Source organism: Clostridium paraputrificum, from assembly GCF_900447045.1.
Classification (GTDB): Bacteria; Bacillota; Clostridia; order Clostridiales; family Clostridiaceae; genus Clostridium; species Clostridium paraputrificum.
This window is the reverse complement of sequence record NZ_UAWH01000014.1, coordinates 728069-742384: the sequence shown is the minus strand read 5'-3', so window position 1 is coordinate 742384 and position 14316 is coordinate 728069. Positions and strand designations below refer to the sequence as shown.

Genomic DNA, 14316 nt, shown 5'->3' with positions numbered 1-14316 from the left:
TTTTTTTCCTCATCTTTTGTCATTTTATTTTTTAGTTTTAGGATTAAATATAAGTGCCATTATATATCCAAAGAAGATTGCAGCTGTTATTCCTCCTGCAGCACCTGTTATTCCTCCAGTAAATGCACCTAATAATCCTGATTCATCCACTGCTTTTATAGCAGACTTTGCTAAGGTATTTCCAAAGCCAGGTAATGGAATAGTTGCCCCTGCTCCCCCAAAATCAACTATTTTATCATATATCCCAAAGGCACCAAGTATAGTACCTAAAGTTACAAATATAACTAAAATTCTAGCTGGAGTAAGCTTTGTAGTATCCATTAATATCTGAGCTACAACACATATTAATCCTCCAACAATAAACGCCTTAATAAATTCCAAAGAAAACCATCTCCTTATTGATTCATTTCAATCGCAACAGCATGAGCAATTCCTGGAATACTCTCTCCTTGAAGAGAAGAAGTGGTGCTCATTAAAGCTCCTGTTGATACTAATAAAACACTCTTTATTTCTTTTCTCATTAATTTCTTATATAAATATCCTGAAGCAACTACAGCAGAACATCCACATCCGCTTCCACCTGAATCAGTATTTTGTGCTTCACTATTAAATATAATATCTCCACAATCAATATGGTTATCTCTCATATCATATCCATATTCTAACAAAAGCTTGTCAGTCATTTGTTTTCCTACTCTGCCAAGGTCACCAGTTGCAATAATATCATAATCCTTTGGTGTTTTTCCTGTATCTTTAAAATGCTTATAAATTGTATCTACTGCTGCTGGTGTCATTGCAGCTCCCATATTGTTAGCATCCATAACACCATAATCTTTTACAAGACCAGTTGTAACATATCTTACCTCTGGAAAATCTCCTTCTTTTCCTAGAACCATAGCTCCTGCACCTGTTACAGTCCACTGAGCTGTTTGAGATCTCTGAGCTCCATACTCTAAAGGAAATCTAAATTGTCTTTCAGCTGCACTAAAATGGGAAGATGTTGCTGCTACAACGTAATCAGCAAAACCTCCATCCATAATTAATGATGCCAAACTTAAGGATTCTGACATTGTTGAACAAGCTCCATAAAGACCAAAGAAAGGAATTTCAAATTCTCTTGCAGCAAAGCTTGATGATATTATTTGATTTAATAAATCTCCTGCAAATAAATAATTTATATCACTTTGCTGTAAACCAGCCCTTTTTATAGATTCTTTTATTGCATTAAACATCATATCACTTTCTGCTTTTTCATAACTATCTTTTCCACATGTATCATCATTTAATACTTCATCAAAATATGTTTTTAATGGTCCTTGCCCTTCCTTAGGTCCTACTATAGAATAAGTTGAAATTATTTTAGGAGGATGAGATAACTCTATAGTTTGTGTACCTCTTCTCTTAATTGATTGCATCCCCATTTTCATACCTCCTCTTTAAAGTTTAGTAAATATATAATAAACAATTCCTACAATAACCGACGATCCAATTCCATAAACTAGAACTGGTCCAGCAATAGTAAACATTTTTGCAGCAACTCCAAAAACAAAACCTTCCTTTTTGAATTCAATGGCAGGTGCTACTATAGCATTAGAAAATCCAGTTATAGGCACTACTGTTCCAGCACCAGCATAAGTTGCAATTTTATCATATATTCCAACACCTGTAAGTAGTGCTCCTAAGAAAACCATACAAATTGACGTTATAGCTCCTATTTCATCCTTTGAAAAATCATAATTTTTTAAAACAGTCATTATAACTTGACCTAAATCACATATTAAGCCTCCAACTAAAAATGCTCTTATACAATTTTTTACTATCTGTGGTTTAGGTTCTACTTCCTTCTCTAAGGTCTGAAACCTTTGAATAATACTTCTTTCTCTGACCATAAATTGTCACACTCCTTTTAGAATTGCTACTCATAGTATTTGTAAAAAATCCATTCTAAATCAGAAAGTTTATGGTAAAATAACCACTGTTACTAACCTTTGTCCTTTTTTTGTGAATATGTTATCATAAAAATAATAGAATAAGCTTATTTGCTTTAATATTGAAAATCTAAATTCTAAAGGAGGTAGTTATGAAGAAAAAAGTCTTCACTTTATTTTTGAGTATATTTTTTGTATTTAGTATATCTTCAAGAGCTTTCGCTACAAAAGAATTAGATCAAAACAGAAGTGATTTTAATGAAATTTCATCCTCTCTAAAAGATATAGATAATGAAATTTCAAAGTTAAATGATGAAATATATAGCATTGAAAAAGATATAAAAAATAACGAACTTGAAATACAAAAAACAAAAAAAGAAATACAAACTATTGAAAATAAAATAGATGGTTTAAAAATAGAAATATCAGAAAATGAGGAGGTTCTTTCTCATAGAATAAGAGAAATGTATAAGAACGGTAGTACTGCAAATATTACAGTTTTACTATCATTACTAGAATCTAATAGTTTTTCTGAAATGTCAGACAGGCTTTATGCTTACCAATCTATAATCAAAATGGATAAAAAACTTATAGAAGATAATAAAGCAAAAATGTCAGAACTAGAAAAGTCTTCAGAAGCTATTAATCATAAGCAAGAAAATCTTCAAGCTATAAATGAAGATATTAATAAAAAACTTTCTTTAACTAAAGAAAAGAAAGCTGAAGTTGATAAAAAAAAGGCAGACTTATTAAGTGAAAAAGAGAAGATTGCTAATAAGATAAAAGAAAATGAAGAAAAGTTAATTTCTCATCAATTATCTGTAGTTTATTCAGATAATCCTACTTATAGACAACTTAATGACGCAATTGTTAATTTAAAGGGATTATTACCACAAATATCTACTACTTCTGTAAAATCAAAAATAAATTCTGCTATATTAGAAGCAAAATATAAATTATCATTAATGAATGATAATTCTAATTCATCAAATGATGATAACAATACTTCTTATAAAGCAACTTATCAAATGGAAGCAACTGCCTATTATGGTCACGGAATTACTGCTATGGGTACAAAACCTGTTAGAGATCCTAATGGACTAAGTACAGTAGCTGTAGATAAGAATGTTATTCCTTTAGGTAGTAAATTATATATTCCTGGGTATGGATATGCTATAGCAGCAGATACTGGTGGAGCAATTAAAGAAATGAAAATAGACCTATTTATGAATACGCAAGAAGAATGTTATGCCTTTGGAAGAAGAAAAGTTACAGTTCATGTAATTGCTTATCCTGGAGAATGGTAAAAAAGATGTAGCGGATATTTATTTTGCTTGTTCCGTCCCAAGCTCCAAGTCACATAGAAACAAACATCCACCCCACGCGTACTAAAGGTAAGGAAAAAAAGGTTGTCGCTTTTAGCAACAACCTTTTTTAATCCTGTAATTTATCTCTCATTACATTTAAAACTTTCTTTTCAATTCTAGATACCTGAACTTGGCTTATTCCTAGCATCTTTGCTACTTGCACTTGAGTTTTATCTTTAAAATATCTAAGCATAATTATTTGTCTAGACTTCTCATCTAAAGACCTTAATGCTTCTTTAAGTGCAATTTTATCAATCATATCGTTATCTTCTACACCTTTTTCACTTAACTTATCTATAAGCAATACAGGTGCTCCATCATCTTGGTGTATAGTATCATATAAGTATTGTAAACTAGATGCTGATTCAACAGCAAAAACTAAATCTTCTTTTTCTATACCTGAATACTCAGATAGTTCCTCAATTGTTGGTTCTCTGTCTAGCTGTTTCGTTAATTCTTCCTTATCGAAATGAATCTTTCTTGCAAGACTCTTAATATTTCTACTTACTTTTATCATCCCGTCATCTCTTAGAAATCTCTTGATTTCCCCTACAATCATTGGAACTGCATAAGTAGAAAACTTCACATTAAATGATGCATCAAAGTTTTTTATTGCTTTGACTAACCCTATAGAGCCAATTTGAAATATATCCTCATAATCATATCCTCTATTTAAAAACTTTTTACTTAATGAAGATACAAGTGGAAGGTTCATTTCTATAAGTCTATTCATAGCTACTTCATCTCCAGCCTTAGCTAATGGAAGCAGCTGAGAGTTATCATCATAATTGTATTCCTCTCGTTTAAAATTCCCTTTCTCCATCTTTTTTTCACCTAACTTACTGAATCAAATTTCTTCTTTAATACCACCCTTGTACCTCTTCCTTCTTGGCTTTCAACTTGAAGGCTATCCATAAATGTTTCCATTACGGTGAAACCCATCCCTGATCTTTCTAAATCTGGTCTAGATGTAAATAATGGTTCTCTAGCTTGACTTACATCTTTAATCCCTTTACCATTATCTGAAATAATTATAGTTATGTCATTACCAGACAACATTGCTTCTATAACAACTATTCCATCCTTTTTATTTTCATATCCATGAATTATAGAGTTTGTAACAGCTTCTGATACTGCTGTTTTTACATCTGTAATTTCTTCTATTGTTGGATCTAGTTGAGAAACAAATGCTGCTATTGCTACTCTTGCAAAGCCCTCATTTTGGGACTTACTTTCAAATTCAATTTTTATTTTATTATCATACATGAAAACCCCTCCATCAAATGCACTTCAATGCTTCATCAACATCTCTATAGTGATTGATAATTTTAAATAACCCAGACAATTCAAATACTCTGTTAACTCCTCTACTTACATCGACAACGCATAGAGCACCACCTCTAGACGTCATCTTTTTAAATCTTCCAACAACTACTCCTATACCGGAGCTATCCATAAATGTCACTCCACCAAAGTTTAAAATTAACCTTTGAGCATTTTCTCTTTCTATTCTATCATCTATCTTCGCTCTTACTTCTTCTGCGCTATGATGATCTAATTCACCAATTAAGTTCGCTATTAATGTATTATTACTTTTTTCAAACTTTAGATACATATATAATTTACTCTAAAGATTTCCTTAGAGTACTTCACCTCCTCCTCAGGCCCTTTTTCCATATTTTAGCATATATAATTATGTTAAGTCAATGTTTACATGTAATTTTATTCCTATTTTCTGTAATATAATATATTTTAATAATAAAATCTTTATTTTTCACATTGTTATACCATTATATCCCTACAGATGTTTCGACTTTCTCTGTTTCTATTGTTACATTTACTATTTAGAACTAACCTTTCTTAATATTAACCTAGATATAAGTTAAAAAGGATTATATCAAAAACAAACAACATTTTTGATACAATCCCTTTAAATATTTCTATTTAGATTTTCCCTTATACTTCTCAACTTCTTTTTCTATTATCTTAAATAAATCTTTATATGATGTTTTACTATCTAACATCATAACCTCTATAGCATCCTGTAAATTCTCCATTGTATAAATATGGAACTCACCCTTTTCTATAGCTTCTTCAACTTCCTTATTAAGAACTAAATCCTCACTATTAGTTATAGGAATTAATACTCCCTTATCTTTGCTATCACCTAATAGTTTGCAAACCTTGTAGAATCCCTCTATCTTTTCATTTACTCCACCTATAGCTTGAACCTCTCCAAATTGATTTATAGACCCTGTAACTGCAATATTCTGCTTTATTCCAACTTTACTTAAAGCCGAAAGTATACAAAGTATTTCTGCAACTGATGCACTATCACCATCTATTTGTCCATAGGTTTGTTCAAAGCTTAAATGAAAATCTACAGGTAACTTTTCATAAGGAATTATTAAATTACTTAGTAAGCCGCTTAAGATATTTATAGATTTTTCATGGATACTTCCTGACATATTACTTTCCTTTTGAATATCTAATATCTTACCTTCACCTTTACATGCTACACAGGTAAGTCTCATAGGCTTTCCAAAAGTATAATATCCAGAACTTAATACAGCAAGTCCATTTATAGCTCCTACTTTCTCGCCACTTAGTGTTAAAATTATCTTACTATCTTCATACATCTCTAGTATTTCATCTTCAATTAAGGACTTTTCATATGCAACATTTCTTATGTCCTTATCTGATATAATTTCTCTACCATCTAGCTCTGCCATATTATTAGCTAATATAAGAAGTCTATCTATATTCTTATCTTCAATACATATCTTTCCTCTACACTCTGCCACCCTAGATAAATATTTTATTATTTCTTTTATTGCATCATCACTTACTTTGTTTATATAATGCTTTTTTCCTCTTTCTAAAATATAATCTTTTAAAACTTTTCCTTTTATAGGTTGGTTTTTTACGTAATTAGAAAACTCAACTCTTATTGGGAATAATGATTTAAAATCTTCATCTGCATTATATAAAATATCATAGCTCTCATAGTCGCCAATTAAAATTACCTTTACATTTATAGGCACAGCTTTAGGTTTAACTCCGTTAATAGAAATAATGTCTAGATATCCTCTAGATGAATCTATGCTTACCTTTCCAGACATTAATGTCTTCTTCAAATAATAATAGCTATAATTATTCATTGCCAATTGATTTAGTCTAATTATAATACATCCTTCGTTAGCTTGAAGCATTGAACCAGAATTTATTAAAGATAAATCAGTTGAGTATAGTCCATTATGGTTCTCATATTCTATATTTCCAAATAAATTAGTCACATTAGGATCTTCTTCATAAATAACTCTAGGATTTTTATTATTTGTGTTATCTACCAATACAGATATATCATACTTATCTAATACTTCATTAATATCTGACTCATCGTCCTCTACATTCATAGTATAGCAATCAACTAGTTCTTTCTCTATACTATAAAATACCTTTTCAAGGTATTCATAAGCATCATCATCATCTATGAAATTTAATAAACAATCTTCTTTTTCATCTTCCATTTCTACATCCATGAATTCTGCATATATACCCTTTAGCTTCTTCATGGAAGTAAGCTCTATATCCTTAAGCTTCTCCAAAACAACTTCTGCCTTTTTCTTTAAATTAGATGCCTTTAAAACTATAGAATCCTTGCTCTCTTCTGATAATTCATCATATTCCTTTTCTGTCATTGCTTCTCCTTCTTTTAAAGGAATAAAAGCGAAACCTCCATTAGTGGCCTTAACATCGAAGCCATCTATTTTAGCCATCTCCATTAATTCACCAATATAGTTTGTCCTTTTGCTATGAACCTCATCTATAATTCTATCTTTTTCTGATTCAGACGATGTATTATAAAATTCCATAGCCACTTCATAATAACTATTCTTAATATTCTCTATAGTTTCTTTTAATTTAGCACCCTTTCCATTAGTTAAAAAAATAGGCTCTGGTCTCTTAGGATCATTTATAGTAGCGTAACAAATATCCCTTGGTGCTTCTGCACTTTTGTACAAGTTTTCTATAAACTTAGTTAAATTTTCTAACTTATCCTTAGAGAAGGAGTCTATTATATATAAGTTATAACCTTCTTCATCAATACTGATAGCTCTCTTTATTTTTTCATAAGCAGAGGTTATTTCGGGAATATCCTTGAGTCTAATTTTATTATCATCATCCTCATTTAAGTCCACATTAAATAGTACCTCATTTGGAGTTAACTCTCTCTTCATTTTAATTGCCCACTTTAGAAACTGCTATATCCTACAGTATTACTCAAGTAGTTCCCTCCTTTATTTAGTAGTCTACTATATTAGTATTCTTAATGAGGTAATTTAGATATCAATTTATCAAATATTTTTATATCATTTTATTTTACTCATTAATTCTTGAACGTCTTTATCGCCTCTTCCTGATAAATTAACTATTATATAATCCTCTTTATTTTTATTCTTAGCATACTTTAAAGCATATGATACTGCATGTGAACTTTCAATTGCAGGTATTATCCCCTCAAGTCTCGATAGTATTTTAAATGCTTCTAAAGCTTCTTCATCTGTACATGGTACATATTTAGCTCTTCCAATATCTTTAAGATATGCATGTTCTGGCCCTACCCCTGGATAATCTAGTCCAGCAGATATAGAATATACTTCCCTTGCCTCACCATTTCCGTCAACTATACATTTTGTTTTCATTCCATGTACTACTGCATCTTTTCCATTTCTCATTGTTGCTGCATTTAAATCAGTATCTACGCCTTTACCAGCTGCTTCAACTCCTATTAACTCTACATTTTCATCTTCAATGAATTCTGCAAAGGCTCCTATAGCATTACTTCCTCCACCAACACAAGCTATAACAGCTACTGGTAGCTTTCCTTCTGCCTCAATCCCTTGCCTTTTAGCTTCAATACTTATAATCTTTTGAAATTCTTTTACCATTGCTGGATACGGATGTGGTCCAACAGCTGATCCTAAAACATAAAATGTATTATCTACATCTTTTACCCATTCCTCTATTGCTAAGTCAACAGCTTCCTTTAAGGTTCTTGTACCTTTTGTAGCAGATACTACTTTTGATCCTAAAAGCTCCATTCTAAATACATTAAGGGCTTGTCTTCTCATATCCTCTTCACCCATGTAAATAATACACTCCATACCCATCAATGCTGCAACTGTAGCTGTTGCAACACCATGTTGACCTGCCCCAGTTTCAGCTATTACTTTTTTCTTTCCCATTCTCTTTGCTAATAACATTTGCCCCAAAACATTATTTATTTTATGAGCTCCTGTATGGTTTAAATCTTCTCTTTTTAAATAAATTTTACAGCCCCCAACATGATCTGTAAGCCTTTGTGCAAAATATAAAGGATTTTCTCTACCAACGTATTGTTTTAAATAATAATTGTATTCTTTAACAAAATTAGGATCATCCTTATATTTTATAAATGCATCCTCTAAAGAATTTAATGCCTTCAATGCATTTTCTGGGACATATTGTCCACCATACTTTCCATAATATTTTTTCATTTCTCTTTCCTCCCCAAATTTTTTTCATATAATAAAAAAAGAGCCTATCATCCTGTTGGGACGATAGACTCGTGGTGCCACCCATATTTAGAAACAATTTTATTGTTTCTCTCTTTTTAGATACAACTTAACATTTTATATCCTATCAATGTAACGCTTGAAAACGGCTAAGCTACTCTTATAAAATAATTTCACATCGCATCTACCAAAGCCCATTCCTTAAAAGCTCCTGCTCCGTACCTTTCACCAAACGACGGCTCGCTTAACCATTTACCTATAAGTACTTTCTTCGGTCACTGATTTTACTTTATTTTCTATTATTATATTAATTTAACAAAATATTTGCAACTACTTTTTTAAAATAGCGATAATTGCTCTATTTCTGTCTCTTTAAATGAAGATATACTTACCCCAATTAATCTTAGCTCATCTTTTAAATCTTCTAATTGCAAAAGCTCTCTACATACAGAATAAATATCCTCACTTTTATATATATATTTATTTAAAGTTTTACTTCTTGTATGATTTTCAAATTCTCCAGTTTTATATTTTAAAGTTATAGTCTTTCCCATCATATTTTTACTAGATAATATTCTACTAATTTCTTCTGAAAAGTCTTTTAAGTAAATTAATAATTCATCTTTATCTGATGTATTAAACTTTAAAGTTCTTTCTTTTCCTACAGATTTTCTTTCCCTAGTTACTTGTACTTCTCTATCGTCTACCCCTCTAATTCTATTATAAATATCTATACCTGACTTTCCTAAATAGCTATAGAAAAACTCTCTAGGAAGTAAATATAAATCCTGAACAGTAAATATTCCCATATTATTTAGTTTTCCAACTGATTTTTTTCCTAAGCCATGTATTTTAGAAATAGATAAAGGTAGTAAAATGTCCGGAATCATATCTTTCCTTATCTCCATAATTCCATTTGGTTTATTCCAATCAGATGCAAGCTTTGCTAGGAATTTGTTATATGAAATACCTATAGATAGATTTAATCCTATTTCCTTTTTTACTCTATCTTTTATGTATAACGCAACTCTTTTTCCATCTTTAAAATCAGTATCTGTTATATCTAGAAAAGCCTCATCTATAGATATAGGTTCTATAACTGGTGTTATCTCTTTAAAAATATCAAAAATTTTATTAGAAATCTCTTTATATCTTCCATATCTTACAGGTAAAAATATCCCCATTGGACATTTGCTTCTAGCCATAAATCCAGGCATAGCTGAATGTACGCCATATTTTCTTGCCTCATATGAACATGTAGAAACTACACCTCTCTCACTTACGCCTCCTACAATTACAGGCTTTCCTCTTAGGCTTGGGTTATCTAATTGTTCTACAGATGCAAAGAATGCATCCATATCAACATGCAAAATTATTCTATCCATAAGTTAAATTTAGGCTAATACCTCCGAGAATACTCCTTGATTTTTACTTACTAAAAAAGAATATACTCCCATAGATAATAGTTCCTCTAGATATCTCTCCTCTTCTACTTCTTTTGAGAATTCTATAAGCATAATAGCTATGAAGGCTCTAAAGCTTCTATCCATATAAAACTCATATTGTGATTCTACCTCACATAAATAATCTATAACCATTTCTACTTTGTCCACATATCTTTGGACACCATCTTCTACTCTAATCATACCTATTATAGATAAAAATTGATGACTAATTTTTATATCTCTATTTTCAAATTCTTTCAATAAGTTATATATAATATTCAGATCTTCTACTTTTTTATTTAATAAAACTGTCATGGCAAGTCCTTGTACACTATTTCTTGAAAACATATCAAAATCTAAAATTAATTCAAATACACCTTTCATTTTTAAATATAACTCATCAGTATTAATATCATTTAATGCTAATAAGGCACATTGAAGATGATCCTCTTCGTTGGTAACGTTATCATATTTTTGCTTCATGTCCTCATATATATAATGCGTTTTATTAATTATATAGTTAAGGTCTTTTCCTTTAGAATACTTTACTATTGCATAAGCTGTTAACACCAAATAATGACTTTCTTTAAACCCTTTTTCTATTAATTCTTCATATACTAAAATTATTTTTTCAGTAATGCTTTTCCAATTTTCTTCGTTACCTATTAAAAATGATAATATATATAGAATATCTCCTCTAAAATAAGACATTCTTGACGTATTATTTTTTATAAATGATCTTATTTCTTTTATTCCTTTTGTAGGTACTTCCTTATTTCTATTTCCATAAATTAATGATGCAAAATGATTTATATATTCCCCATCATATCTAAACTCTTCTTTTGATTTCTTATAATTATTTATTACTCTATTACATAACTCTATAAGTGATTCTTTCATAGCATTTCCTCTCTTTACAAGTTAAATTTCATATTAACCCACTACTATTATACTATATTTATCTAATTAAATTTATAAGAAAATCTTAATTTCCTTTATATTTATTCTAACTACTAAATATTTCAACTTCATGACATATATACTTTTGTTTAAAAAAACTTTTTCTTCACATACTAATACAGAATAAGATTAAGAGGTGATTATTTTGGATAATAACAATAACAGAGATTATAATAAAAAAGATTATTTAAGAAATGGAGTTAAATCTCAAGGTCAATATGGAAAAAGTAGTTTTAATACCACTGTAGAAAAACCTGGAATAAATGAAAGTGGAGTTGAAGCAAAAAAGAGAGGGTTTTAACTAATCCTCTCTTTACTATATCCTTTTATATAATCATCAAAAGTTAAAGAATACACATTTTCAACTTTTAATGTATCCTCCATTGTAAATCCAACTTTTTTAAATATTTTTTTGACCTAATATTATTATGATGAATTTTTGCTACTATCTCATTTGCCCTATAACTTAAAAAAGCTTCTGAAATACCTTTCTTTAAAGCAAGTGTACCTATTCCTTGTCCCCACTTTTCTTTATTTCCTATAGCTATAACTATTTCTACTATCTTACCTTTAGGAACCAGTTTAAGATATCCTACAGAATCATTCTTATATTCTATTATATAGAAAGGCCCTCCTTGACTAAAATATGGTGTTAGCACAGGAACCGTTGAAGCTCTTAATAAATAATCTAATGAATTTACTATTCCCTTTTCTTCATTTAAATAACGACTTACTTCATCATCTCTTAACCAATCCATTAATTTGTATACGTCTTGTCTATAAATCTCCTGTTGAAGATTTATATCCTTATACATCATTTTATCCCTCCATGATCTCATAATCATATAGGATTATACTTACAATTTAAACTTTAGTAAAATATTGTATCTTATTGAAATCATATCCACAGTAATTTATCTCATTTTATCTCTCTTTTGGTGTATTTATATACCTTTTACTATATGATGTTATTAAATTACTTTTATTAACTTTTAATTCTATTTAATTACTTTTAATTCCAAAAAGAAGAGTACCAAATGGCACTCTTCTTTTTTACTGTCTAGGAAAATATATAGTTTTAATTAGCTATAAATCAAAGATATTATTATATTCTCATATCATAAAATATAAAATCAAGTAAAATAATTATCCACCACACACTCTTTAACTTGTAACTTTATTTTCTAAAGCTTTCTTTTCTGCAGCTGCTTTTTTAGCTTCTGCTATTTTCTTTAATTGCTCTGGTGTTGGCTTCGGTGGAGCTTTCTTAATAAAAGAGCCACTAACTTTAAAATTATTCTTATCTAATTCTACCATTTGAGAATCTCCAGTAAGTGTAATTGTCTTTTTAGGACAAAAATCACTACACATACCACAAAAAGTACAGAAACTTAAATCAAACTCCATTGTTATTTCTTGGCCACCTTCCACTGGCTTTTGAGTTTTAGTTATAGCACCTGGTGAGCAAACTCTTATACACATTCCACATCCAATACACTGGTCTGCATTAAAACTTATTCTTCCTCTATAATTCTTAGGAGTTTCTACTGGTTTCTCTGGAAACTTAGATGTTACTGAAGGTTTAAATAAATTTCCTATTGCCTCCTTTAAATAAGGTATCATTATTTATCCCCTCCTCTTTTATCTTTTAATATCTTAACAGCTTCAACTAAACCCTGAATAATTGCTTCTGGCTTTGGTGCACACCCACCTACAGCCACATCAACTTTTGTCCATTTATCTAAAGGGCCATCTACTGAGTAACTTCCCTTAAACACATTACAAGACATTGGACAAGATCCTATAGACATAACCACCTTAGGCTCTGGAACCTGTGATAAAACTCTTAGCATTCTTTCTCTAGACTGTGTTGTAACTGGTCCTGTTACTATAACGATATCTGCATGCTTTGGGCTTCCTGTAAGCTTTACTCCAAACCTTTCCACATCATATCTTGGCCCTAAAAGTGCTACTAACTCTATATCACACCCATTACATGAACCTGTGTTTAAATGATATATCCAAGGAGACTTCTCTTTACTTAAACTCATTAACCCCATTTAAATCCCTCCAATCACATAGCTAATGTAATAGCCAAGAAGCTTATTAAAGATAAAACAGCTGGTACTGTCCAAAAGAACTTTAATCCTTGATTTATTTTAAATCTTCCAGCTATAGCTCTAACTAAAGTTATAGATATAAACATAACAACAAGTGTTAAAATCAAGAATAGTATTATATTCAGTATTATATTTAAAGTAGCATTTCCAGTGACTCCTATACCTTTTCCACCTAAGAATAGTGCTACAAATAATCCTGACATAATAAATGCCTTAATCTGGCTTGTTAGTTTATATAAAGCTAAGTATAATCCACTATACTCCACTAAAGGTCCTTCACAAATTTCTGTTTCAGCCTCAGCCATATCAAATGGTACAACACCTACTTCTGCTGGAATAACCATTAAAAAAGCTATGGCTGCTGGTATTAATGTTATATGAAATAATCCCATTCCATCAGCTACCTGAAATCCTTGTATACCTAATAGTGAAAAACTTACGTTAGTTCCCATAAATGCTCCTGCTTTTTTGCAAACTGCAAGTATAGACATAACCATAGGCAATTCATAAGCAAGCATAGTTACTACTTCTCTTGAAGCTCCTATTCCAGCTAATGGGGAAGATGAAGAACTTCCTCCTACTACTAACATTACTGCTGATATTGTTAAAAGATATATTATAACTATAATATCAGCTGTACTATTTATAAAAGCTTCTTGATACATAGGAATAAATATAGGTATTATTAACACACTAGCTAGTCCAACTATAGGAGCTAAAAGGAAGGCTTTTCTAAGTGCGTTTCTTGGAACTATTACATCCTTACCTAATAGCTTTATAAAATCATAAAATGGTTGAAGTAGTGGAGGTCCTTGTCTTAATTGCATTTTAGCAACAATCTTTCTATCTATTCCTGACATAAGTAATGCCATAGCTATTGCAAATAATCCTCCTGGAAAAATTAATACATGAAAAATAAATTTAGCTATTTCCATATC

16 protein-coding genes and 1 other annotated feature are annotated in these 14316 nt (G+C 30.3%); of the genes, 2 read left to right on the top strand and 14 right to left on the bottom strand.

Going from position 1 to position 14316, the window contains the following annotated elements:
* Positions 1 to 24: 24 nt before the first annotated feature.
* Genes spoVAE through spoVAC form a run of 3 tightly spaced genes read right to left on the bottom strand, consistent with a single transcriptional unit; the run spans position 25 to position 1889 of the window.
* Positions 25 to 381 carry a stage V sporulation protein AE gene (gene spoVAE, locus DR024_RS08505; protein ID WP_027099559.1) on the bottom strand — a complete coding sequence of 119 codons (357 nt, stop codon included), beginning with the start codon at positions 379 to 381 and terminating at the stop codon, positions 25 to 27.
* Positions 382 to 395: 14 nt separating this feature from the next.
* Positions 396 to 1415, bottom strand: coding sequence for a stage V sporulation protein AD (spoVAD, locus tag DR024_RS08500; RefSeq protein ID WP_373207853.1), 1020 nt, complete (start codon positions 1413 to 1415; stop codon positions 396 to 398).
* A gap of 21 nt (positions 1416 to 1436) precedes the next feature.
* Positions 1437 to 1889, bottom strand: coding sequence for a stage V sporulation protein AC (gene spoVAC / locus DR024_RS08495; protein WP_027099557.1), 453 nt, complete (start codon positions 1887 to 1889; stop codon positions 1437 to 1439).
* A 191-nt stretch (positions 1890 to 2080) separates the two neighbouring features.
* Here spoVAC and DR024_RS08490 point away from each other — a divergent pair, with 191 nt between their 5' ends.
* Complete coding sequence (locus tag DR024_RS08490; protein WP_055253572.1) at positions 2081 to 3235, top strand: 3D domain-containing protein; 1155 nt, start codon at positions 2081 to 2083, stop codon at positions 3233 to 3235.
* Positions 3236 to 3362: 127 nt separating this feature from the next.
* Here the strand turns inward: DR024_RS08490 and sigF are convergent, their stop codons facing one another.
* The 7 genes from sigF to DR024_RS08455 all read right to left on the bottom strand — a co-directional run bounded on the left by sigF (position 3363) and on the right by DR024_RS08455 (position 11198).
* On the bottom strand, positions 3363 to 4118 hold the full coding sequence (sigF, locus tag DR024_RS08485; protein WP_027099555.1) for an RNA polymerase sporulation sigma factor SigF: 756 nt from the start codon (positions 4116 to 4118) through the stop codon (positions 3363 to 3365).
* Positions 4119 to 4129: 11 nt separating this feature from the next.
* Positions 4130 to 4561 carry an anti-sigma F factor gene (gene spoIIAB / locus DR024_RS08480; RefSeq protein ID WP_027099554.1) on the bottom strand — a complete coding sequence of 144 codons (432 nt, stop codon included), beginning with the start codon at positions 4559 to 4561 and terminating at the stop codon, positions 4130 to 4132.
* A gap of 13 nt (positions 4562 to 4574) precedes the next feature.
* A complete protein-coding gene (gene spoIIAA, locus DR024_RS08475; protein ID WP_027099553.1) occupies positions 4575 to 4910 on the bottom strand; it encodes an anti-sigma F factor antagonist in 336 nt (111 codons plus the stop codon).
* Between the two features lie 325 nt (positions 4911 to 5235).
* Positions 5236 to 7536 (bottom strand): AAA family ATPase, encoded by a 2301-nt coding sequence (locus tag DR024_RS08470; RefSeq protein WP_027099552.1) that lies wholly within the window; start codon positions 7534 to 7536, stop codon positions 5236 to 5238.
* Between the two features lie 132 nt (positions 7537 to 7668).
* Positions 7669 to 8835 carry a tryptophan synthase subunit beta gene (gene trpB / locus DR024_RS08465; RefSeq protein ID WP_111918512.1) on the bottom strand — a complete coding sequence of 389 codons (1167 nt, stop codon included), beginning with the start codon at positions 8833 to 8835 and terminating at the stop codon, positions 7669 to 7671.
* A 53-nt stretch (positions 8836 to 8888) separates the two neighbouring features.
* Positions 8889 to 9141: a binding site (T-box leader), on the bottom strand.
* A gap of 50 nt (positions 9142 to 9191) precedes the next feature.
* The gene (locus tag DR024_RS08460; RefSeq protein ID WP_027099551.1) at positions 9192 to 10238 is read right to left on the bottom strand and encodes a DNA polymerase IV; all 1047 of its coding nucleotides are present in this window, start codon (positions 10236 to 10238) and stop codon (positions 9192 to 9194) included.
* A gap of 9 nt (positions 10239 to 10247) precedes the next feature.
* Complete coding sequence (locus DR024_RS08455) at positions 10248 to 11198, bottom strand: DUF4003 family protein (RefSeq protein WP_027099550.1); 951 nt, start codon at positions 11196 to 11198, stop codon at positions 10248 to 10250.
* Positions 11199 to 11403: 205 nt separating this feature from the next.
* Here DR024_RS08455 and DR024_RS17685 point away from each other — a divergent pair, with 205 nt between their 5' ends.
* Positions 11404 to 11559, top strand: a complete 156-nt coding sequence (locus tag DR024_RS17685) for a hypothetical protein (RefSeq protein WP_099313792.1) — start codon at positions 11404 to 11406, stop codon at positions 11557 to 11559.
* A gap of 67 nt (positions 11560 to 11626) precedes the next feature.
* Here the strand turns inward: DR024_RS17685 and DR024_RS08450 are convergent, their stop codons facing one another.
* The 4 genes from DR024_RS08450 to DR024_RS08435 form a co-directional block, all read right to left on the bottom strand.
* A complete protein-coding gene (locus DR024_RS08450) occupies positions 11627 to 12076 on the bottom strand; it encodes a GNAT family N-acetyltransferase (protein WP_242983097.1) in 450 nt (149 codons plus the stop codon).
* A gap of 346 nt (positions 12077 to 12422) precedes the next feature.
* Positions 12423 to 12881: a 4Fe-4S binding protein gene (locus DR024_RS08445; protein ID WP_111918510.1), complete on the bottom strand. Its 459-nt coding sequence runs from the start codon at positions 12879 to 12881 to the stop codon at positions 12423 to 12425.
* The gene (locus tag DR024_RS08440; RefSeq protein WP_080351778.1) at positions 12881 to 13318 is read right to left on the bottom strand and encodes an NADH-quinone oxidoreductase subunit B family protein; all 438 of its coding nucleotides are present in this window, start codon (positions 13316 to 13318) and stop codon (positions 12881 to 12883) included. The genes DR024_RS08445 and DR024_RS08440 overlap by 1 nt, the downstream gene beginning before the upstream one ends.
* Before the next feature lie 14 nt (positions 13319 to 13332).
* Positions 13333 to 14313: a respiratory chain complex I subunit 1 family protein gene (locus DR024_RS08435; protein ID WP_065254215.1), complete on the bottom strand. Its 981-nt coding sequence runs from the start codon at positions 14311 to 14313 to the stop codon at positions 13333 to 13335.
* Between the last annotated feature and the right edge of the window lie 3 nt (positions 14314 to 14316).